This window comes from Cohnella soli (genome assembly GCF_042655525.1).
In the GTDB taxonomy this organism is placed as follows: Bacteria; Bacillota; Bacilli; order Paenibacillales; family Paenibacillaceae; genus Cohnella; species Cohnella soli.
Map to the genome: position 1 here is coordinate 386,424 of NZ_JBHSMI010000052.1, position 22,196 is coordinate 408,619.

Annotated in this window: 15 protein-coding genes; 12 read left to right on the forward strand and 3 right to left on the reverse strand. The window is 48.0% G+C overall.

What is annotated here, in order from left to right; genetic code table 11:
• Positions 1–97 precede the first annotated feature (97 nt).
• A complete protein-coding gene (locus ACFPOF_RS25780; RefSeq protein WP_378138106.1) occupies positions 98–958 on the forward strand; it encodes a LysR family transcriptional regulator in 861 nt (286 codons plus the stop codon).
• Between the two features lie 5 nt (positions 959–963).
• On the opposite strand, the gene ACFPOF_RS25785 is transcribed toward ACFPOF_RS25780, so the two are convergent.
• Positions 964–1,365: a VOC family protein gene (locus ACFPOF_RS25785; protein WP_378138545.1), complete on the reverse strand. Its 402-nt coding sequence runs from the start codon at positions 1,363–1,365 to the stop codon at positions 964–966.
• A gap of 335 nt (positions 1,366–1,700) precedes the next feature.
• Between ACFPOF_RS25785 and ACFPOF_RS25790 the strand changes: the two genes are divergently transcribed.
• From ACFPOF_RS25790 to ACFPOF_RS25825, 8 genes are all read left to right on the forward strand, one after another.
• Entirely contained in the window at positions 1,701–3,401 is a 1,701-nt protein-coding gene (locus ACFPOF_RS25790) for a glycoside hydrolase family 36 protein (protein WP_378138108.1), read from the forward strand.
• 23 nt (positions 3,402–3,424) lie between these two features.
• Positions 3,425–5,704, forward strand: coding sequence for a glycosyl hydrolase family 95 catalytic domain-containing protein (locus ACFPOF_RS25795; protein WP_378138110.1), 2,280 nt, complete (start codon positions 3,425–3,427; stop codon positions 5,702–5,704).
• Between the two features lie 138 nt (positions 5,705–5,842).
• Positions 5,843–7,456: a response regulator gene (locus tag ACFPOF_RS25800; protein WP_378138112.1), complete on the forward strand. Its 1,614-nt coding sequence runs from the start codon at positions 5,843–5,845 to the stop codon at positions 7,454–7,456.
• The gene (locus ACFPOF_RS25805; protein WP_378138114.1) at positions 7,443–9,224 is read left to right on the forward strand and encodes a cache domain-containing sensor histidine kinase; all 1,782 of its coding nucleotides are present in this window, start codon (positions 7,443–7,445) and stop codon (positions 9,222–9,224) included. Before ACFPOF_RS25800 ends, ACFPOF_RS25805 begins: the two co-directional genes overlap by 14 nt.
• Positions 9,225–9,321: 97 nt before the next feature.
• Positions 9,322–10,248 (forward strand): ABC transporter permease, encoded by a 927-nt coding sequence (locus tag ACFPOF_RS25810; protein WP_378138116.1) that lies wholly within the window; start codon positions 9,322–9,324, stop codon positions 10,246–10,248.
• Between the two features lie 10 nt (positions 10,249–10,258).
• Entirely contained in the window at positions 10,259–11,137 is an 879-nt protein-coding gene (locus tag ACFPOF_RS25815) for a carbohydrate ABC transporter permease (RefSeq protein WP_378138118.1), read from the forward strand.
• Between the two features lie 58 nt (positions 11,138–11,195).
• Positions 11,196–12,962: an extracellular solute-binding protein gene (locus ACFPOF_RS25820; protein ID WP_378138120.1), complete on the forward strand. Its 1,767-nt coding sequence runs from the start codon at positions 11,196–11,198 to the stop codon at positions 12,960–12,962.
• A gap of 24 nt (positions 12,963–12,986) precedes the next feature.
• A complete protein-coding gene (locus tag ACFPOF_RS25825) occupies positions 12,987–14,834 on the forward strand; it encodes an RICIN domain-containing protein (protein WP_378138122.1) in 1,848 nt (615 codons plus the stop codon).
• Between the two features lie 72 nt (positions 14,835–14,906).
• Here the strand turns inward: ACFPOF_RS25825 and ACFPOF_RS25830 are convergent, their stop codons facing one another.
• Positions 14,907–15,710 (reverse strand): DUF2935 domain-containing protein, encoded by an 804-nt coding sequence (locus ACFPOF_RS25830; protein ID WP_378138124.1) that lies wholly within the window; start codon positions 15,708–15,710, stop codon positions 14,907–14,909.
• 135 nt (positions 15,711–15,845) lie between these two features.
• A complete protein-coding gene (locus tag ACFPOF_RS25835; RefSeq protein WP_378138126.1) occupies positions 15,846–17,993 on the reverse strand; it encodes a heavy metal translocating P-type ATPase in 2,148 nt (715 codons plus the stop codon).
• A 460-nt stretch (positions 17,994–18,453) separates the two neighbouring features.
• Between ACFPOF_RS25835 and ACFPOF_RS25840 the strand changes: the two genes are divergently transcribed.
• The 3 genes from ACFPOF_RS25840 to ACFPOF_RS25850 are packed head-to-tail and all read left to right on the forward strand — an operon-like array spanning position 18,454 to position 22,182.
• Positions 18,454–19,548: an endospore germination permease gene (locus ACFPOF_RS25840; protein ID WP_378138129.1), complete on the forward strand. Its 1,095-nt coding sequence runs from the start codon at positions 18,454–18,456 to the stop codon at positions 19,546–19,548.
• The gene (locus ACFPOF_RS25845) at positions 19,532–21,007 is read left to right on the forward strand and encodes a spore germination protein (protein WP_378138131.1); all 1,476 of its coding nucleotides are present in this window, start codon (positions 19,532–19,534) and stop codon (positions 21,005–21,007) included. Before ACFPOF_RS25840 ends, ACFPOF_RS25845 begins: the two co-directional genes overlap by 17 nt.
• Positions 21,008–21,012: 5 nt before the next feature.
• The gene (locus ACFPOF_RS25850) at positions 21,013–22,182 is read left to right on the forward strand and encodes a Ger(x)C family spore germination protein (RefSeq protein ID WP_378138133.1); all 1,170 of its coding nucleotides are present in this window, start codon (positions 21,013–21,015) and stop codon (positions 22,180–22,182) included.
• The last annotated feature ends 14 nt before the right edge of the window (positions 22,183–22,196 follow it).

Here is a 22,196-nt window from a genome sequence, read left to right on the forward strand (position 1 = left end):
TGTTAATTATTATAGAATGGAAATTAAATAAACAAAAATATATGTTAAGCTATTTTCTTCATAACTTAAAGTATATGGAAAGAAGGAGGAGAGCCTGATGGAACTGCTGCAATTGCAATATTTCCGAACAGTTGCCAAGTGGGAGCATATGACCCGTGCCGCCCAAGAACTACGGATCGCCCAGCCTGCCCTCAGTAAAACGATCGCCCGGTTGGAGGCGCACGTCGGCGTGCCGTTGTTCGATCGCCAATCAGGGAGAATTCGCTTGAACGCATTCGGTAGAGCCTTTCTGGTCAAAACAGAAGCTGCGCTCGCGTTGCTTGAGGAAGCCAAAATGGAGGTTGCGGAGATGGCGGGGCTGGAAGGAGGAGGCATTCAGCTTGCGACTTCGACGTTAAATCGGCTGTCCGAACCGCTCGGCCGATTTTTGTCGCTTCATCCGAACGTCAATATGCAGATTACGCAAGCTTCCGCGGAAGAAATCGCACGTCTCGTCGAGAACGGCGACATCGATCTCGGCTTTACGGCGATGCCGGTCAAACGGTCGGGCATCGCGCAAGCATCGGTGTTGGTGGAAGATTTATATTTGGCAGTTCCCAAGACTCACCGTTTGACCGGCCGCAAAGCCATTCGGTTGAAGGACGCAGCAGGGGAAGCGTTTATCGGATACAAAGACGACTTCGTTTTTCAACAAACGAACGATTTGTTATTCCGGAAAGCCGGCATAACGCCTAAATTCGTCTGCCAAGTCGACGAGCCCGGCGCGGTCATGAGTCTTGTGCGCGCAGGGCTCGGTGTGGCGCTGTTTGGGTGCAGAAGCGATGAGGAGGAGAACGTCGCATTCCTGCCCATCGAACATCCGATTTGCCAACGGGAATACTGGCTCGTCTGGTCCGAGAAAAGACATTTCTCCTTGGCGGCGCGCAAATTCCGCGACTTCCTAATCAACGAACTCTAATCCGCTTATGAATGGGGAAGGTTAAGCTGCCAAGATACGCCGAACTTATCGTTTAGCCATCCAAACTTCTTGCTGAAACCATAGCTGCCTAACGGCATAAGCGCTTTTCCATCCGTCATGAGCTTATGGTAGAGATCGTCAAGCTCATTTTCGGAACTACAGGTGACAAAGATCGAGAACGAGGGGGTAAAGGTGAACTGGTGCTTGACATTGCTGTCAATGCACATGAATTCCTGCCCTTTTAAAGTAAAAGTCGCGAGCATGACTGTTCCTTCTCTTCCGGGCTGATTGGCTCCATAACGAACGATGTTTGAAATTTGCGAGTCTTCGATCAGTGACGTGTAATAATTCATCGCTTGCTCTGCCACTCCATCTTGAAACATTAAGAAAGGTGTCACTTTCTCCATCATCATCGGCTCCTTATCCTGTCATCTGGCAAAATCATTGTCCCACAAATGAGTCAAGTTTAACAGTTGGCTTAGATCTGTCCCAGAATCGTAAAAAATTAAACAACATAAAATGTCCTACTGTAAATCCAGCGAGATTGTGGTCAATTTCGTTGATTTTTTTATTTTACGCTGTTTTTCCGCGGATAAAATGAATGAGAGAGTATGAGTAATGATAACCCCAATCAATCCAATCAGAAGCAAGTTGGTGATGAACATTGCGGCCCTTAAGGACAGAACAACCGATTGTTGTACGAGATGCAGATGGCAGTGAGCTTCAAGAGATTAAAGCGCTTGTGATATGGGATGGAGCGGTGTGCCATACGGAATTGTTCCATCACGGGGAGCGTCCGCTAGCGATTAAGGAAGTTGTTTGGCTGAACATGGATGTATCCGCATGCAGTCAAGCGAGCGCGTATGGCGAAGGATATAACATGCTGTCGCAGTACGAAGGAAGTTTATCGAAATTGCATCTGATCGGAAATTACGGCGACGGTGAACATTATCGCATGCCGCAAGTTGAAGGAGATCAGACGGTTTACAATTTGCTGCTTCTCTCGGAAGCCGGCGATCGCCATCTTCTACTTGCTTACGCGTCGTGCCATCGTTTTCGCGGCGAATTTCGGATTCGAGGAACACGGTTGGAAGCGGCGTTATGTTTGGAGAACCAGGTGCTTAAGCCGGGTGAAAGTTGCAAGCTCGAACTGTTTTATGCCCAAGAAGGGACGGACAGCAACGCGCTTCTGGAACATTTGGCGGAATGTATATCAACTCAGCATCCGCCGTTACCCGTCTCCGAAATACCGACGGGCTGGTGTTCATGGTACGCTTACGGACCGGACATTACAGAGGAGATCATCCTCGATAACCTCGATGCGATCACCCGACATAGGCTGCCACTCACCTATATTCAAATCGATGACGGTTATCAAGCGCGGATGGGCGATTGGCTCGTTCCCGGAGCCGGGTTCTCGTCGGATATGAAGCTGCTTTGCGAGCACATTCGCGAGCTCGGTTATGAGCCTGCCATCTGGGTGGCCCCGTTCATCGCGGAACCGGATTCGGCGCTGTATCGCGAGCATCCCGACTGGTTCGTGCAGCACGAGTCGGAGGACCGGGCATTGTCCTCGGAAGAAATCTCGTTCGGCGGTTGGAGGTGCGGCCCGTGGTATATGCTGGACGGCTCGCATCCTGAAGCGTGTGCCTACTTAACGATGGTGTTTCGCACGATGAGGGAGGAGTGGGGCTGCCGCTATTTCAAGCTTGACGCCAACATGTGGGGCGCTTTGCCGGGCGGCCGTCGATATGTCCTTGGCTCGACCAGCATAGAAGCATACCGCAGCGGCATGCAAGCCGTCCTGTCCGGGGCAGGAGAGGGTAGCTTCGTGCTCGGGTGCAACGCTCCGATGTGGCCTTCGCTTGGGCTCGTTCATGGCATGCGGGTCACGGACGATTTCTCGCGAAATTGGGATTCGATCAAGCTGCTTGCTCGGCAACTTTTTCATCGAAACTGGATGCACGGACGCTTATGGATCAATGATCCCGATTGCCTTGCTTTTCATAATTTGGAGGTCGTATTGCCCGGTCCGGACGGGGTGGATCGGGTGACGATGACGGAAATGACGGACGAAATCATTGATTTTCATTTTGTTTACGTTCTGGCTTCCGGCGGGATGATGCTGTCAGGAGATCGTCTAATCGATCTTGGCGTCGACCGGGTGAAGCAGCTTGCGGCTAGCTTGCCGCCTTCCGGGGTTGCCGCAACATTCAAGGATGCCGCTATGACAGTGGGCTTCGCGTTTCTTTCCGACAGCTTGCTGCGCGTGTTTCTCTTTAACTGGGAAGACAACGAGTCGGACTACTGCGTTCCGCTCCCTTGGCCTGCCGCAATGTCGGATCTGAAGACGGGAACGCTGCTCGGCGACGGAGGCGTGCTTCGCGCAACAATACCGGGCCGTTCCGCCAGAGCCGTCGTCTGCATTCGGTCGGTACATTAAAAGCACGATTGGATACGAGGAGTATGATGAAACCTATGCGGTATGCGATGCACATGAAACGCCCCGCCTCGTGGTGGAATGACAATTGGCGGGAAGGAACGCCGCTCGGCAACGGATTGCACGGGGCGTTAATGTATGGCAATACGGCTAACGAACGCGTTATGCTCACCCATTCGCGACTTTGGCGGGAAGGAACGCAGCCGGACATTCCGGATGTATCCGATGTTCTGCCCGCCATGCGGGAACTGATCTTTGCGGGTGAAGTGCCGACGGCGGACCGCATGATCACCGATGCGCTCATCGAACGGGGATACGCTCCCCGCGAAGCTTTTCCGTTTCCGGCAGCGGATCTGAATCTTGTTTTGCCCGCCGTCAAAGGGTTTTCCCGCTATCGCAGAGGGCTGGATATGTCTTCGGCGGAAGCTTACGTTCGTTATATGGACGGAGACACCCGAATGGAGCGCCGCGGATTCGTCTCCCGGTCAGACGATGTTGTCGTAGTGGAATGCCATAAGGACACCGAAATTTCGCTGAGCATCCATCGGCCCGATTCAACCGATGAAGAAATAAAGCTTCCCGAGAATGTATGTACGGTCGTAGACGGAGAGTGGCTTTATTTCAAAGCCGAAATCGCCGGCGTTGAGCACGGAGCTGTCGCGAGGGTCATCAAAGGCGACACGGCTTTAATTCTCGTCAAACTGTATACTGAAGGCGACAGCTCGGTGAAGTGGCCCGCTTTGAAGGCGAGGCTTGCCGATCTTCCGGCGAATTACGCCCCCCTGTTCGAGCGGCATGTCGCAGAACATCGGCGATTGTTCGATGCCTGTCGGTTCGTTCTGGAAGATCGCGAGTTTGATCAAGAGACGACGAATGAACAATTGCTCGATGCCGCCTATGACGAGGGAATGCCGAACGCGCTGGCTGAGCGGATGTGGGCATACGGCCGATATTTGCTCATTAGCGCTACGACGACCGGGGGACTTCCTTGCAATTTGACGGGGCTATGGAGCGGGGATTATGAGGCTTTCTGGTCGTTTAACATGGCCAATATTAATCTTCAAATGACTTATTGGCAGGCGCTTCAGGGGGGACTGAGCGAACTGATGCTGCCCGTGTTCGACTACTACGACTTCGCTATAGAGGATATGAAAGAGAACGCCAGAAAGCTGTACGGCTGCAGCGGGATTTTCCTGCCCGCCGTGACGATGCCGGGGTGCATGAGGCATGTCTGTCTGGCTCCGCATATTACCAATTGGACAGCAGGCGCGGGATGGATTGCGCAGCATTATTACGACTATTATCTTTTTACAAGAGAAACCGATTTTCTGGAGAAGAGAGCTTTGCCGTTCATGACCGAGGCGGCCAAGTTTTACATCGATTTTGTCCTGTGGCAAGGGGATACTTGGCACGTCTGCCCTTCCGTATCGCCGGAGAACCGTACCCTGAACTACAAAATGGGCAACATCGAGCTCGGAGACGGCACGCAGTCTGCTATCGATGCAACGATGGATATCGCCGTCATCAAAGAGTTGTTCACGAACCTGCTCGCGATCGGCGACGCAACTTCACTCGTATCGGTGTCCGATATGGCCGCCTATAAGCGTATGCTGGACGGTGCGCCGGCCTATCAAATCAATGAGTGGGGAGCGCCTAGAGAGTGGCTGCACGAGGATTTTCCCGATAACGATCTGCATCGGCATCAGTCCCATCTGTATCCGATGTATCCGGGACTTGAGCACGCCAGGAGAGATGAAGCGACTACGGAAATCTATCGACGAGGCGCCGTGCGCAGAATGACGGTCGGTTTGTCTTGTCAGACGAGCTGGTCGCTCGTGCAGAACGCCAACATGATGGCGCGCGTGAAAGAAGCGGAGCTCGCGCTCGAGAGCCTGAATCTGATCGCGAAATCGTGCTTGATGAGAAACTTGTTCACTACTTGTAATGACTGGCGAGGAAGCGGAATCGGTCTCGAATTCCCGCTTGCGCCGTTCCAGTTGGATGCCAATGCAGGGTGGTCGTCCGCCGTTCAGGAAATGCTGCTTTTCTCCGATGCCGAACGCGTCGAACTGTTGCCCGCGTTGCCGCCAAAGTGGGAGAGAGGACAGATCGGTCCGCTCCATACGCGGTGCGGCATATCCGTCGAGCTTAGTTGGGACAGGGATGCGAATGAAGCATCCGTTATTCTGCTTGCATCAAGGGATACCTCGTATAGATTGGTTATGCCGGATGGCGGCCAAAGGACGATAACGATGAAAGCGGGCGACGTGCAGAAATCGGCATTCGGACTACGCAAGGAAGTCTAAGCATCTAAGCATCAAAGCAACGTTGAGGGACAGGATGCGCCATACACCTCACAACCAGCCATCTTTCCTATCCGATGGTTGGTTTCTTTTATGGTAAAATGTACTTAATAAAGCAGCTGCGGAAGGAGACCGCCAACGATGCACCGTGTCATCCTGGTAGAAGACGAGATGTTGGTGAGACTGGGTTTGCGCAATGCCGTCAATTGGCAGCAGTTTAATATGAACCTCGTTGCGGATGCCGCGAACGGAGCGGAAGCGTGGCAATTATATGAATCGTTAGCGCCTGACCTGGTGATTACAGATATACGCATGCCCGTCATGGATGGGATGGAGCTCATACGGCGTATTCGGGAAAAAGATGCCAGAACGCGAATCATCATCTTAACGTGTGTGGAAGAGTTCGAGACAGTCAGGCAAGCTTTGGGGTATGGCGTTTCCGATTATATTCTCAAGTTAACGATGACGCCGGTAGACATAGAGAAAATATTGGCGAAAATCCAACAAGAATTGGATACGCTTTCACAAAGCAAGCCGAATGCTCCAAGACTTTCGAAAGAAACGATCGTGGAAAATTTGTTCAAGGATTATTTGTTCCGGAATTACCACACGATTCAGGAGTTTAATGCGAAGCTAGCGGAAAATGGAATCCCTTTGACGGAGAGCAAGTTGGTTTTGTTATTGATGGAAATCGATTATTTCGAACGTTTGCAGCACAAATATAAAGACGTGAAAGGCAATTTGATTTCCTATTCGGTCCATAACGTACTGAAGGAAGTATGCGATAGCTACAAAAGGTTTGTCGTTATCCACGATGAGAGGAACCGTTTTATGCTCATCGGAAGTTTCCAGGATGTCTCGAGCGAACACCGCATGTTGACTGAACTGAATGAAATGACGGATCATATCGCCAAAATTATGAAGACGATTTTTAACGTGTCGGTCACGTTCGGGCAGAGCTCGATTCGAAGCGGCTTTCCTGAATTGAAGGCTCAATATGTAGAAAGCGCCGATGCGCTGATGAAAAAGTACGTGCTAGGCACCGGAAGAATGATTCGGCAATCGGATCAACAGGTGCAGGCCGAGGTTGAGAACCAATTGAAAGCCGTTACGGCTAGCGGCGAGAGGCTGCAAAATGAAGTGATTTCCAAGCAAATACAGCAAGAAGTCCGAAAATTCACGAATTGTTCTACGCAGAACGACAAAGTTTCGTTTCTTCATTTGTTCGCCCGGCTGATGCATCTTCCCCTCGTTGTAACGCCAACGGAGGAAAACGTTCAGCAAGCGGCAATGAAATATTTTTCAAGGATGGAACGGTCCGAATCGTTAGCGGAAACCTGCAATGTGTTTGACGAATATATGGCTTTCCTCTCGGAATCGCTGCAATGGAATCGGCAATACTCCAAAGAGATTGTCCAGGCTCGCCAATACATCCATCAACGGTTCAAGCTAAATGTTTCGTTATCGGAAGTTTCTTCTCACGTCGGGATGAGCCCCAATTATTTCAGCAAGCAATTTCGCAGCGAGACGGGCGAATATTTAACGGATTTCATCAATCGGCTTCGCATAGACGAAGCCAAAAAAGTGCTGCTCGAAAGCAATCAACGCTCTTACGAAATCGCGGCATCCGTCGGGTTTGCCGATCACAGTTATTTCAGCAGGGTGTTCAAAAAATACACCGGCGTTTCTCCGACGGAATATCGAGACCTTTGGTACGGGCACGGAACGGAGCGTGCGGAGGGTGATCAAAAGTAGACTTCAAAACCAGTTTTTATTTGCGTTTGTTCTTCTTAGCTTTTTGACTTTGCTGATCGGCTCTTATTTGTTGTATATTCGCATATTGTCCATGCTTCAGGACAAAACCGAGCAAGCATCCGTTCAAAGCTTCCAACTGGTGGAACAGAGCATTCGATCGTTCCGGGACGAGGTGAACCGGCTTTCCCAGTACATTCTGACGGACGCGAACGTTCAATCGTTTCTTGAACGGCCATTATCGAATCAAGTGGAAGAGATCCACATTGCCAATGGGATTCGGGATAAATTATCCGATTCGATCGGAATTAATAAATACGTAAAATCCATTTTTATTTATTCGAAAGATGGACGGGCGCTAGGTTATTCCGACAATAAGTTTTATACGGTACCGGATTCGGTCGAACGCGATTGGCTGCTATCATCCGACATTTATCAAATGGCAAAGAGCAGTTTCCCCGATCTCATATGGGAAGGAGTCGATCAATCCACGATTCCATTCGGGGACAATCAACGCAATTTAATCTCCGCCTATCGCGGAATAAAATCGTACTACCAATCTTCCGTAAGCGGGATGCTTGTCATTAATGTGACCGAACAGACGTTGGCCGATATTTATACAGGGGCGGTAAATAGCAAAGATGAGAATATTTATATTCTCGACCCCACGGGAAGAACGATATCCGCTTCGGCCAAGGATTTGGTCGGTACAAATAAATCCGCCTACATCCCGAAATTCGAGAAAAAGTCCGGAAGTTTTATTATGCATTCGGAAGGCGAGGATAAGCAGCTTGTTTACTATGCGCTTGGCGATACAGGCTGGACGTTGTGCAGGGAGGTTCCGGTATCGACGATGGAACGCGATATCGTCTCCCTTCGAACCGTGCTATTCTATGTATTTATCTTATGTTTACTTGTCTCTACGCTTCTGGCGTTCTACATTACCCGCAAGCTCCTGAAACCGTTGACTGCTCTTGTGAAGGGCATGCGGAGTTTGGAAAAAGGACAGCTAGGCGTAACGCTTGAACGGCAACCGCCGAATGAAATCGGTTTGCTTTTTACGCAGTTCAATCAAATGTCCGTTAGTCTGGAGCATTTAATGGAACATAATCGGGTCGTTGAGAATCAGAAACGGCAAGCAGAGCTTAACGTTCTGCAGGCGCAAATTCATCCTCACTTTCTGTATAATACGCTCAATGCGATCAAGTGGATGGCCGTTGCCGTCAAAGCGGATAACATTATGCAAAGTATAACGGCGCTAGGGAACATGATAAGGCCGATCTTTTCGGATTCCTCGCCGATTATTACCTTGAAGGAAGAGCTGGACTACGCTTCAAATTATTTTACGTTAATGAACAATCGGTACGGGGAAGGGGTGACCCTTGAAATCCAGGTGCCAGATGAATTGAACAGCGTTCCTATTCCGCGTCTGCTGCTTCAACCGGTGATCGAGAATGGGTTAATCCACGGCCTGGAATCGAACAATTATAGGGGACATATGCGAATCGAAGCATTTCGGGCCGGAGATCAAATCGTCATCCACGTGGAAGATAACGGACGGGGAATCGAGGAGAAGGAGCTTGTCGGCATTCAAACTTTGCTCGCAACCGCAACGGATGAAAAACAACGTTCGGGAAGCGGCATCGGTCTATTAAATGTGCATATTCGGCTGCGTCTCTACTATGGCGAAACCTATGGTTTACAGATCGAACGAAGGGAAACGGGAGGGACGTTGGTCACTCTTCGGCTTGGATTCGTCCCGAAATCGTAAAATATTTAAACAACCAAAATAGACGTTCCAAAATCCGGCGAGATTGTTGTCAATTTCGTTGGATTTTTTATTTTTAGCCGTTTTTCATCGGGGTAAAATGAACATCAGAAGCAGAAAGAGAGGAGGGAGACAACTGAATCAGCGTCAACTTTTATTCCTGATGGGGCTCCCGTTTATCGTGTTGACGATCCTGTTTTACTACATTCCGTTGTACGGCTGGATCTATGCGTTCGTCGATTATAAACCGGGAATCCCTTTGTCGCACAGCGCTTTCGTCGGGCTGAAGTACTTCAAGCTCGCCTTCTCGGAGGCCAGCAATCTTCGTCAGGTTATGATTAACACGTTGGCGCTTAGCTTCCTCAGTTTATTGACAGCTCCGCTTGCCGTCTTGTTTGCCGTATTTTTGACGGAAATGCGAAGCGCGAAGTACCGCAAGCTGATCCAGACGACTACGACGCTGCCGAATTTCATTAGCTGGGTACTCGTGTATTCCGTTTTCTTCGTCTTTTTTAACCTCAACGACGGATTCGTGAATCAGCTTCTGATGAAATTAGATCTGATCAAGGAACCGTTTAACATGCTGGGAAGTGCCCGGTACGCCTGGCTATTTCAAACTTTCGTCAGCGTGTGGAAAAGCCTCGGATGGGGAGCGATCATCTATATGGCCGCGATTGCGGGAATCGATCCCGAGCAATACGATGCGGCCAAAGTCGATGGGGCGGGCAGGTACAGAATGATGAGGCATGTTACGATTCCGGGCGTTATGCCTACCTTTGTCGTCATTCTGATTCTTAGCATCGGCAACGTCCTCTCCAACGGTTTCGAGCAATTTTATGTGTTTTACAATCCGCTCGTTGCGGATAAGCTCGAAGTTTTGGATTATTACGTGTATCGGATCGGGCTGACTTTAAACGATTATTCGTTCGCTACCGCTATCGGCATATTCAAGTCGGTCATTAGCATCATTCTTGTATTCAGCGTAAATATCCTTTCCAAGAAAATTCGCGGAAATTCCGTATTTTAGGAGGGCAAGCATGCAACGGCTTTCGGAAGCTGCTTTCCAGACGCTCAATTATTTGCTCTTTACTTGCTTTATGCTTCTGTGCATCTATCCCTTCTATTACATTTTTATTTACTCCATCAGCGATCCGGCAGAGGCCGCCAAGGGACTGCTGTTGCTCCCGAAGGGAGTGACCTTTCAAAGCTACAGCAGCATGTTTCAATTGGATAATATTAAACAAGCGTTCGTCGTTTCGACGTTAAGAACGATTGTCGGAACGGCTGTTACCGTGTTTTGCTGCACGATGTTCGGCTATGTGTTAACGAAAGACAAAATGATTTTGCGTAAAACGTTTTACCGGATTCTGATTGCGACGATGTATCTCAATGCAGGTTTGATCCCTTGGTATTTAACAATGAAAGCCTATTCATTGGGGAACAGCTTCTTGTTGTACATCCTTCCGAGCGCGATTGTCGCTTTCTATGTCGTGCTGATCAAAACCTTTATGGAACAATTGCCCGCCGCTCTCGAAGAATCGGCCATGATGGACGGCGCCGGCTATCCGACGATTTTCTTCAAAATCGTTTTTCCGTTATCGATCCCGATTGTCGCTACCATTGCCGTTTTCTGCGCGGTTAATCAATGGAATACGTGGACCGACAACTATTTCCTCGTTTCAACGGAGAAGCTGCAGACGTTGCAGCTTACGCTTCTCCATTATTTACGCGAATCCGAGTCGATTGCCAGCCAATCTACGATGGATTTGACGCGGCAAGGGTCCCAAATTCGAATTACGCCTTCTACGATACGGATGACGATTACGATGATCGTGACTTTGCCCATCTTGTTGGTCTATCCGTTCTTGCAGCGATATTTCGTAAAAGGAATTATGCTTGGCGCGGTAAAAGGATAACGGCTTCATTGGCTTTATAGCCAATAAGTATACAATGACTACGAGGGGGACTTCAGCAATGAGCAAGAAGTTGGGAAAGCAGCTAGTCGCGCCGACAGCTGCGTTAATGCTAGTGGCAAGCCTGATCGGTTGTTCCGGAGGGGATAACAAGAACGCGAATTCCGGAGCAAGCAGCGCCGCCGCAACTCAGAACACGCAGGAGGTCTCGTCAACGCCTTCCCAGAAACCTGCGGAGGTTGTGAAACTAAGCTTGTATGGACCTCAATTCGGAGGAAACTACCAAAGCGGAGAGCAAACGGATGAAGTGGCGAAAGAAATCGAGAAACGTCTCGGCGTCAGCCTGCAAATCGAAACGCATCCCGATGAGCAAAAATTCAATTTGATGCTGGCCAGCGGCGATCTGCCCGATGTGATGGTAACCGAGCAGAAGTTTATTAAGCAGCTGGTGGAAGGCGGCAGAGTGTTGCCGCTTGACGAGCTCGTGCAAAGCAAAGGGAAGCAAATGGTTGAAGAGTTTCCGCAAAAGTTCGAGTTCAGCAAAAAGTATTACAGCAACGATACAGGCAAGTTATACTTCGTCCCCGGGTACGACGGTCCGATTCCGCCCGCGTACACTTACGATTCCGTAGCGCTGGTGACGAGATGGGATTTGTACAAAAAATTAGGTTATCCCGAATATAAAAGCTTGGACGATCTGCTGCCTATTCTAAAAAAAATGCAGGATCTCGAGCCGGTTAACGAGCAGGGACAGAAAGTTTACGCGCTTTCGCCATGGTTTGATTGGGGCTTGTGGAGCGCCACGACGTATCCCGCCAACAACCTGAACGGCGCTTCGGGAGATCTTGTCGAATTCGATGCTGAGCGCAATATGAAAACAAACATTCTTCAGGATGATGCCGCCTTCTGGCAAGGCGCGCGATTCTATAACAAAGCGAATCGATTGGGCATCCTTGACCCGGACAGCTTCACGCAAAAGTTTGAAAACCATGTCGAAAAAGCGAAAGCAAACCGCATATTGTTCTCATGGGTTTCCTGGTCCGGGGAGTCTGACGCGACGAAAGCGTATGCTGCCGCCGGCCAGAAGGATAAAGGCTTTGCCGCATTGCCGCCGATCAAGGGCGGATACCAGTATAACGGCGATTATAATGATCTTGGACAAGGCTCAAGATTATATGCGATCTCCAAAAATAGCAAAAATCCGGAAAAGGCGATGGAACTGATTAATTTCCTGAACAGCTATGAAGGTTCGGAGTTGCTGCTTAACGGCATCGAAGGCAAACACTGGTCCGTGGAAAACGGAAAGCCGCAAATGAAGCCCGAGATCATTCAACAAAGCTTAAACGACCCGAATTTCGCCGCTACGACCGGAATCGGAAAATATACGAACTGGGTCGGACACGGCCCTGGCAGTATCGATCCGAAATATAATGTCCCGATTGATTTCTTCTCGTCGCAAGAAGCGTTCAAGGCGAAATTAACCGATCTCGACAAGGAAATGAGCGAGCATTACGGCGTGGAATATCCGGGGCAGGTCGTGGAAAACGCGGTCAAAAGCGGCGATATTAAATTCGCCTCCTTTAATGGCATCTACAATGCCGTGACGCCAACCGACTCGGATGATATTAAACGCATTAAGGACAACATAGTGCAGTACCTGAACAAAAAAATACCGGAGCTCGTGCTGACCAAAAACGATGAGCAGTACGAGTCTATGAAAGCCGGCATCATTGCAAAGTTGAAAGAGATGGACGTGCAGAAAGTGATTGACGATGCGCAGACGAAAGCGGCAACCGCCAGAGAAACGGCAAAACCTTATTTGAGATAAACATCAAACGAGGGAGTGAGCGGCTTGAGGAAGTTATGGAGTATTGCGCTGGCAGTTTGCGTGTTCGCAATGGTTTGCACGTTGCCGCCGGTCGGGACGAGTAACGCCTCGTTAAACAATTCGGCTTCGGACTGGATGAAGAACAGCGTGTATGGGATTGACGTCAATGTGCCCATGCTGCTCGGCAAAACGTGGGATCAGTCCGTTGCCGCATTTGACGTAAATACGCTGGCGAATCAGGCGGAGCAGGCAGGAGCAAGTTATGTCCAGCTTGATATTGGCCAGAACTCGGGGTATTACGCTTCACCTAATGCGACTTACAATTCGTATGCCGGTTATTCGCCCGGCGTTCGAACGTCCACGAGAGACTTGCCGATGGATATGGCGAACGCCCTTGCGCCCAAAGGAATCAAGCTTTTTATTTACATTCCTTCCAATCCGCCCGAGAACGATCAGCAGGCGCGCAACGGCTTGGGCTGGCCCGGCACCGGTTATGTGACCCCGACCCAAAACTCCATCAAGCGCTGGGGAGAAGTGCTTAAGGAGTGGGGGGACCGCTATGGCTCCAAGCTTGCCGGCTGGTGGTTCGATGGCTGCTATAATCCGGGCGCCTATACGGGAACCTATGATTTTAACTACTTCGTTGCCCAGGCTAAGTCGGGCTACTCCGGTCGACTGGTGAGCATTAACTCGGGAATCGGATTAAGCAAACCGACGGACTACGCCGATTTGACGGCAGGCGAGCTCAATGACATCAAATTAATACCGAGCAATCGCTGGTGGTATGGCTTGCAATGGCATACGTATTCTTACATCGGAAATAGCTGGAATTCTTCAACGCTCGCGTACAGCAATCAATATTTAATCGATTATTTGGCGACTCTTGAGCGCTTTGGAGGAACAGCTACCTTAAATGTCGCTGCCGATGCGGGAGTCATCCCTTCCAACGTGCTGAACCAATTAATTGCGGTCAAAAGCGCCTTGAAGGACAATGTAGGCACCAAACATGTATGGATCAACAGCAGCTCGATGCTCGGCTTGGCGTATACAGGCACTTGGACGAACAGCACGAACCGGGATTATGGCTCATGGGCACCGGGTTACGCCTATTACAACAAGCTCGGCGATATTAACTTCGACGCGATGATCACGCAAACGAATAACGATAGCGTAGAGTATACTTTCAACGGTACGGGCGTTGTATATATCGGGGAGAAGGGGCCGTCATTCGGCAATGTAGACGTATATGTCGACGGCGTATTTATGCAAACGGTTAACGCCTATGCCGCCACCTCTACCTATACCTATACCGAATACTTGTACAGCATTGAAGGATTACCGCTAGGCAATCACACGATCAAACTGGTCAAGAAAAGCGGTTCGTATATGTTAGTCGACGCCTTTGGCGTGTCTAATCTGGGACCTCAACCGTTACCAAGTATTGTATCGGGAGCGCCCTATAAGATTTACAACAAAAACAGCGGGAAGGTGCTTGAGGTTTACGGCGGATCGACAGCAATGGGAGCTGCGATTGATCAGTGGCCTGATGAGAATACGCCAGGGAAGAAATGGGTCATTACCGATGTTGGCGGAGGCTATTACAAACTGATTAATGTTGGCAGCGGTTACGGACTGGATATTCCTTATGCGTATACCACTTACGGCGTGCAGTTGCAGCAGTGGTTATATCAAGGCAATACAAACCAACAATTTCAGCTTGTCCCTACAAGCGACGGCTACTTCAAGATTATCGCAAGACATAGCGGGCTAGCTCTGGATGTATACAACGCCTCCACGGCAAATGGCGCATCCGTTATTCAGTGGCCGTACGAAGATAACGATAACCAGAAGTGGTGGGTCGTACGGCAGTAAGCATACGAGCAGCGATTTTCGCTGCTCTCAGACGCAAAAAAGAACACGACCCTTAACCGGGTTGTGTTCTTTTTAATGTTCCAAATCTCGCGGGGAAACCGGCGTTCCAGTCAGATGCTGCTCGAACATGTCAATAATGAACAGAAATCTTTCCGCTTCTCGAAACACATGATCGGCAAGAAGGGGATGAATAATGCTTTTAATTCTGCAAGCCGCGATGAGGTCTCTAGCAGTTTGTTTGAAGTCGCGTAAAGATTTCACGGAAACTCGGTTCTGGTCAAGGAATTGATCGAGTATGGGAACAGTTTGCGATTGCGGGCGCATAGATTCGATATCTCTTGCTTGGAAAAGGAGCTGATCAAAGTCATGACTGAATTGATTCGCTTGGTCCACCAGTTTTCGTTCGGAAGGATCGAGAAGATGGCTGATGAATTTAGCGTGATCCGCCATAATACGAAGAAAGAATACATTTTCATCTATTATCGCATCAGGCAGAGGTTCCAACTCTTGCAATCGATTTCGAAAATAATTCGCTTCTCGACTGACATGGTCAACGAGTAACGGGAAATTGTTAGCGCCGGGCAACTGGCAAGTAAGAATGAGTCCTAGAACTTTCCGCTTAAAGGCCCAAATATGCGAAACTGCAGTATGAAACTCAATATTAAACCTTATGATAACCTGCGGATCCGTATCCAGTTGCAATGAATTCGCTCTATTTTCGATTGCTTCGAATATCGCATAAAACTGATTCGCTTCATTGATAAGTTGAGTATCTTCGCATCTGAATCCTAATCGTAAAAATAGAGAATGTTCTTTCATGATACGAGACCAAAACCTTACTTCGTCGAGCGAACGAGAAACAAATGCGTCCGACATCTAACTGTTCACCACCTCATTTTTATCATACATCAGCTTATTCTTTCTAGGTTTGACCCATTAGAATCGCATCTAAAGCATGCATAGAAGAGGAGCCATCCACGGTAATCCACCGGATGGCTCCTCTTCTATGCATTAAGCGGATTTCTTCTGAATCAGTACGGTCAAGCTGACAAGAGTAACGAAGACGGTAGCGCCCATGTCGGATAGAATCGCAATCCACAGAGTCAACCAACCCGGGATCGTTAATAACAAAGCGATCAACTTTAATCCCATGGATACCGCGATGTTGAACTTGATGGTCCGATTGACTTTTTTGCCGACGGATACAGCTTCCGGCAATTTGCCAAGATGATCCTGCATGAGTACGACATCGGCGGTTTCAATCGCGCTATCCGTCCCTTTGCCCATTGCAATGCCGATTTGCGCCGATGCTAGGGCAGGGGCGTCATTAATACCGTCGCCGATCATACCGACGATTCCTTGTTCGGCTAGTTGTTTGACTTTATTCACTTTATCTTCAGGCAGCAGGTTTCCGTAAAATTCCGTGACGCCAACTGCTTTTGCCACTTTGTCGGCTGTTTTTTGATGGTCGCCGGTGAGCATCACCGTCCGTTTGATACCGACTTTATGCAATCGGGCAATCACGTCTCGGCTTTCTTCTCGAATTTCATCCGATATGCCGAACATGCCTAACACCTGTCGATCATCGGCGACGAGAACGAGAGTAAGTCCTTGCTCCTTCAGATTTCTTATTGCATCTTGAACGTCCTGCGGGATCTGCAGATGCTCCATGCTTTTTTCGTTGCCTAGCCAATATTTGGTGCCTTCAACGACGGCCACGATCCCGCGCCCGGATACGGCTTCGACTGATTCCGACTCAACGGCGATTTCAATGCCTTGCTGGGCAACCTCTTTCATAATCGCTTTGGCAAGCGGATGAGAGGATGTTTTCTCGATTGCTGCCGCCACTTTCAAAAATCTGTCTCGGTCATAAACGACGGACTGTTCTACGTAAGGTTCGCCTTTAGTTAAAGTCCCCGTCTTATCGAATGCAAGAATGTCCAATTTGCCCAACTGCTCCAGAAACACTCCGCCTTTGATCAAAATGCCGTTTCTAGCGTTACGCGCAATCCCGGAAACGATGGCGATGGGGGAGGAGAGAATTAACGCGCACGGACAACCGACAATAAGAACCGCGAGCCCTTGATAAAGCCATTTGGACCAATCCCCGTTAAACAAAAGAGGGGGAGCGATGATGACCAATGCGGACACGGCCATGATAATCGGCGTATAATACTTCGCGAATTTGTTAATGAAGAGCTCGGTTGGTGTTTTCGTTTCTTGGGCTTCCTCTACGAGATGCAATATTTTCGCGAGCGAAGAGTCCTCGTACGCTTTTTCGATTCGAATTTGGAGAACGCCTTCGTTATTGATACTCCCGCCGAATACGGATTCTCCTTCGGCTTTCTCGACGGGGAGAGATTCGCCTGTAATTGCTGCCTCGTTGACGGAGCTTTTGCCAGTGACTACTTGACCGTCCGACGGAATCTTTTCGCCTGGTTTGACGATTACGGTGTCGTTTGCTTTCAGACTTTCGATGGGAACGATTATTTCTTTGCCTTTATCGAGTTTAACTGCTTCTTTGGGAGCAACCTTAAGGAGAGCTTCCATTGATCGGCGGGCCTTCTCCATGCCAAGCCCTTCAAGGAGCTCATTCAAGCAGAAGAGGATGGCAACAAGGGTTGCTTCTTTCCATTCCCCGATAGATACGGCACCGACCAGTGCGATCGTCATCAACGTATCAATATTGAATTTGAGCCGGAATAGGTTCTTAAGGCCTTTCACAAACGTGGTGTAGCCGGACACTATCGTTGCAATCAAATACAGTAAAACAGTGGTGGAGCTCGCTACTTGACCGTCAATCAAAATGCTTATTAAGTAAATAAGCGTTGAGAATCCAAGCAATAAGTACATTTTTTTACTGCCATGACTGTGATCATGCTCGTGGTCCGAATCGCTTCCATGGTCGTGCCCGGAATGATCATGATGGTCATCTGAGGCATGGGACTCACCAGCATTCATTTTTACATCCACGATGTAAGCACCATCCGATTTCAATATCTCTTTGACTTCGGATAGAGGGATTCGCTCATCCAGCTTTAGTTTGCCCGAATTATAGCTCAATGAAGCCGTTTCGCCGAATTCAAGCAATTGAATTTGATGTTCTAGTGCTAAGGTGCAATTTCCGCACGATAGGCCTTTAACGCGATATTCTTTCATCCATCAACCGCTCCAATATATGAATGTTTGTTCATATGATATGCCTTGTCGAAAATTTTGTCAACACATGAGCAAATGTTCACATATTATTCGATTGACGTTGTATACGATTTCATTCACTATTAAATGTAGTTTAATGTTGAAATCGGGGGTCTTTTGGATGTTGGAGCTTGGAATCTTCTTTGGAGTGGCTATAATCGTTGGAATCATATTTATGATCGTAATCCCTAAAACAATGAAACCGAAAGATCAAAAACCAGCCGATTATGAACAGATAGATGATTAGATTTTGAATGGTTTTATGGATAGAAGTCACAGCTTAAAGGGGATGTTCCTTAGGTCAAATGTTGACCTGCGGGACATCTCTTTTCTTTTATCCTGAATTCGTCGCGGTGCATAAAAGAACAGGGCGAGGGTAATATACCAAATGTTGCATAATTCTAAATCCAGGAGGAGAGCAGTGGACGTAACCTTTTCTAGACTGCAGATCATTTTTTTGTTGCTGTTGTCGCTTGGAATATCGAATCATGTACTGGTGATTCCCCATCTCCTCCGTGCGGCGGAACGTGATGCATGGTTTAGCGTCTTGCTTGCCTACCCGGCATTAATCGGTTGGAGCGTGATTTTGTATCTCATTATTAAGTCGATGCGATCTTTATCCTTTCATCAATGGCTTAAAGGCAGATTAGGTTCGGTCGGCTTATGGATAATAAGTGGTTGTATCGCGCTGTATTTAGTGGCCGCCGGGATCATGATCGTTTTCGATACGACCCAAAACATCAGTATCTTTTTTCTTCCGAGCACGCCCGAAATCGTTGTTATTCTCAGTTTTATCTTTTTGTCTTATAGTGCGGCCAGATCAGGACTTAAAACAATTGTTTATATGTCGACGATGTTGTTGCCCGTGGTATGGATGTTGGGGATCGGGGTATCTATCATGACCAGAGGCAGCAAAGACTATGGCATGCTGCACCCCTTCTTGAAGGAAGGATTAGGTTCTGAACTGTTTGGAGGCGTTGTTGTTTTTGGAGGAAGCATGGATTTGCTGGTCTTGCTCTTAATACAACATAAAGTAAGCAAACCCTTGAATTACGGATCCATTATCATTTTGCTGACTTTATTAGTTGGCCTAATCATGGGACCTACTGTTGGTTCTTTGACTGCCTTTGGTCCATACCAAGCTGAAAACATGCGCTTTCCCGCTTTCGAACAATGGAGGCTGGTCATGATCGGCAGACAAATTTCTCATGTCGATTTTTTGGCGGCATTTCAGTTAATGGCGGGCAGCGTGGTGCGGACAGCCCTTATGACCCATCTCATGACTGAGCTTATTGGAGGCAAATCCCCTAAAGTTCGACAAACGGTTTTGCTCAGCAGCGCTGTCATTTTCGCTCTTCCTTCGCTTTTAAAGGTTAGCGATATTAGCATGCAGCAGGTTATCCATCGCTACTTTTACACCTTTTCGCTCTGTTTCGGAGTTGCGCTAACGGCGGTTCTTTTAACAGCATCTTATATTCCACGGCGAAGGAGGGGAAGCAATGAATCCGTTACCTGATGAATCGAAATTATTTGCAGAGCAGGAAACCCGATTACAAAGCGGGAGCTTGCTGACCGGCCAATTGAAAGAAGCATTCTCTCCCTATTCGGACATTTTGTTTCCTCCGCTTCCGCAGTTGGAGGTTTCGGATCGTTTGATTGCTTTCTATTGCGAAGGCATGATTGATAAGACGGAATTAAACCTGTATATCTACAGGGCATGCAAACACATCATCCGTTTATCTTCTAATGTGGAAGAAGATCAGAAGCATTCCGAAGAAATGCCTCTTTTCGAAATCAATCGAACGTTCAGAGAAATGGTTTCTAGTTTGTTTAACGGTTGCTTAATTCTTTATATCGAGGGGGCTTCAAACTTTTGGGCGCTCGATATTTCCAATGTTCCTCAACGCTCGTTACAGGAATCCAGTACGGAAATTTCAATCAAAGGGCCGAAGGATGCTTTTACGGAAGACGTGTATACGAATCTATCTCTAATACGGAAACGGATGCAAACAAGCTTGTTGTTCAGCGAACAGTTCGTCATAGGTAGCTTAAGCAAAACCCGGGTGATGCTTATTTATATGAGCCAAAAAGCGAACCCAAAAATGATTGCCGAAGTGAGCAAACGGTTGGAAACCTTTCAAACGGAAAGCCTTTTAAGCAGCGGGCAACTGGAGCAATGGCTGTCGGATCGAACCTACTCGTTATTTCCATTGATTGATTATATCGGTCGACCCGATTTCGTCGTTGAGACGCTGTTGCGAGGAAGATTCGCGATTATTGTTAACGGGTCACCAATGGTTCTGATCGGTCCGAGCAACTTTCTCGAATTGTTAAAAACGCCTGAAGATGTCCATTTCCCGTATTATTACGTCATTTTTCAACGGCTCCTCCGGATCATTGCCCTGATTCTCAGTATTTTTCTCCCAGGCTTCTGGACTGCCATTGCGACAGTCAATCTAGATCAGATCCCATTTACCCTGCTTTCTACGGTCGTTATTTCTCGAGAAGGGGTTCCGCTTCCCCCGTTTCTTGAAGCCTTGCTTCTGTTGTTTCTATTTGAATTACTTCGGGAAGCCGGCGTTCGGATGCCGAAAGCCGTTGGTCAGACGATCGGAATCGTAGGGGGCCTGATTATTGGGGACGCGCTCATTCGTGCAGGGCTTGCATCGCCAACATTACTCGTCGTTGTTGCGGTATCAACGGTTGCAACATTTAGCCTTGTAAACCAGTCTTTATCCGGTACCGTGAGCATTCTTCGGGTTTTTATTTTGCTGTTCTCTTCTTACCTTGGCATTTACGGCTTTTTTCTGAGTATGTTTTTGATCTTGATCTATCTCTGCCGCCTTAACTCTTTTGGTTTGGCTTATCTCGAGCCGGTATCCTCTTTGCGCTTTAAGGACTGGCTGACTGCGTTCGCCGTTGATCCATTCCGAAGATCACGCATTTCGTCTTTGGCCAAAAAACGAAAGAGGTGAGTGGGTTGAAACGCAGTCTGAAAGTTGTCCTTGTTATGATCGCTGGATTATTATTCGGGACGGGTTGCACCACAGATGTCAAGGATATCGAAAGATTGAATTTTGCGTCTGCCTTAGGCGTTGATTATAAGGACGGTAAATATCACGGATATATCCAATTCATCGATTTCCAATCAGTCGCCAAATCGACCGAAGGTCAAAAGGGGCCGGCAAGAATCTGGGTAGGCGAAGGCATTGGGAATTCTTTTGAAGAGGCTTTTTTTGAGCTTTACAAAACGGAGCAAGAAAGAACTTATTGGGCTCATTTGACAGCAATTGTGATTAGCGATGCTGCATTTAAGCACGGATTTGGTAACATTTATGACAGCTTAATCCGATATTATGAATTTCGTCTTACTCCTTGGGTGTATGGCACGCAAGAATCGATTAAGGACATTCTTTCTGCAGCCGGTTTTTACGGACAGTCTCCTCTCAGCACAATTCTTCATGAACCTCTGGGGACCTATTCGCAGGCTTCTTTGATTGAGCCGATTAAGCTACACAGATTAATTGGTCAAATTAACGAGCCTGGATATACCTCATGTATTCCGACGCTCGCTTTAAATAAGAAGCATTGGAGTGAGAAAAACAAGAATGATCCTAAACTAACTATTGACGGGGCGATATTTCTAAAAAATGATACATTTAAAAGTTACATACCTTTAGAGGAATTAAATGGCCTTCGCTGGATGCAGGCGAGTACAAAACGTGCCGGCGTTCCCGTGCCGAATAAGTTTGAGCCTGCTGTTCAAATCGTTATCGATAATCCGAAATCCAAGCTGAAAATGGTCAATACAGGAGGGGTTCCACAATATAACGTTAACATGAAAGGAACTGGATATTTGGTAAGCGTGACGAATAATACGCTTACGGAGTTGCAGAAATTAACCCGGAAGACGGAAGAGGTCATCGAACAAGAAATCAGAAAATCTTTCCTTGCCGGATTACAAAGAGAGACGGACATTTATAACCTTGAACATCATTTATATCGCTTTCATTACAGAGAGTGGAAGGCCATCTCCCAAACGAAGGGGAGCTGGCTAAAAGAAAATGAGATCCATGATGTACATTTCGATTTAAATATCCAGCATTCGAGTTCTGAGAAAAATTCGACAATAAAGAGAAGCGATGAATGAACCCAAAAAGCAGC

Bases quoted from the DNA above. Each gene is read 5' to 3' on its own strand.
- ACFPOF_RS25785 (WP_378138545.1), bottom strand. From the start codon at position 1,365: ATGGAGAAAGTGACACCTTTCTTAATGTTTCAAGATGGAGTGGCAGAG.
- ACFPOF_RS25845 (WP_378138131.1), top strand. From the start codon at position 19,532: ATGAATCCGTTACCTGATGAATCGAAATTATTTGCAGAGCAGGAAACC.
- ACFPOF_RS25830 (WP_378138124.1), bottom strand. From the start codon at position 15,710: ATGTCGGACGCATTTGTTTCTCGTTCGCTCGACGAAGTAAGGTTTTGG.
- ACFPOF_RS25780 (WP_378138106.1), top strand. From the start codon at position 98: ATGGAACTGCTGCAATTGCAATATTTCCGAACAGTTGCCAAGTGGGAG.
- ACFPOF_RS25795 (WP_378138110.1), top strand. From the start codon at position 3,425: ATGATGAAACCTATGCGGTATGCGATGCACATGAAACGCCCCGCCTCG.
- ACFPOF_RS25820 (WP_378138120.1), top strand. From the start codon at position 11,196: ATGAGCAAGAAGTTGGGAAAGCAGCTAGTCGCGCCGACAGCTGCGTTA.
- ACFPOF_RS25800 (WP_378138112.1), top strand. From the start codon at position 5,843: ATGCACCGTGTCATCCTGGTAGAAGACGAGATGTTGGTGAGACTGGGT.
- ACFPOF_RS25835 (WP_378138126.1), bottom strand. From the start codon at position 17,993: ATGAAAGAATATCGCGTTAAAGGCCTATCGTGCGGAAATTGCACCTTA.
- ACFPOF_RS25815 (WP_378138118.1), top strand. From the start codon at position 10,259: ATGCAACGGCTTTCGGAAGCTGCTTTCCAGACGCTCAATTATTTGCTC.
- ACFPOF_RS25810 (WP_378138116.1), top strand. From the start codon at position 9,322: ATGAACATCAGAAGCAGAAAGAGAGGAGGGAGACAACTGAATCAGCGT.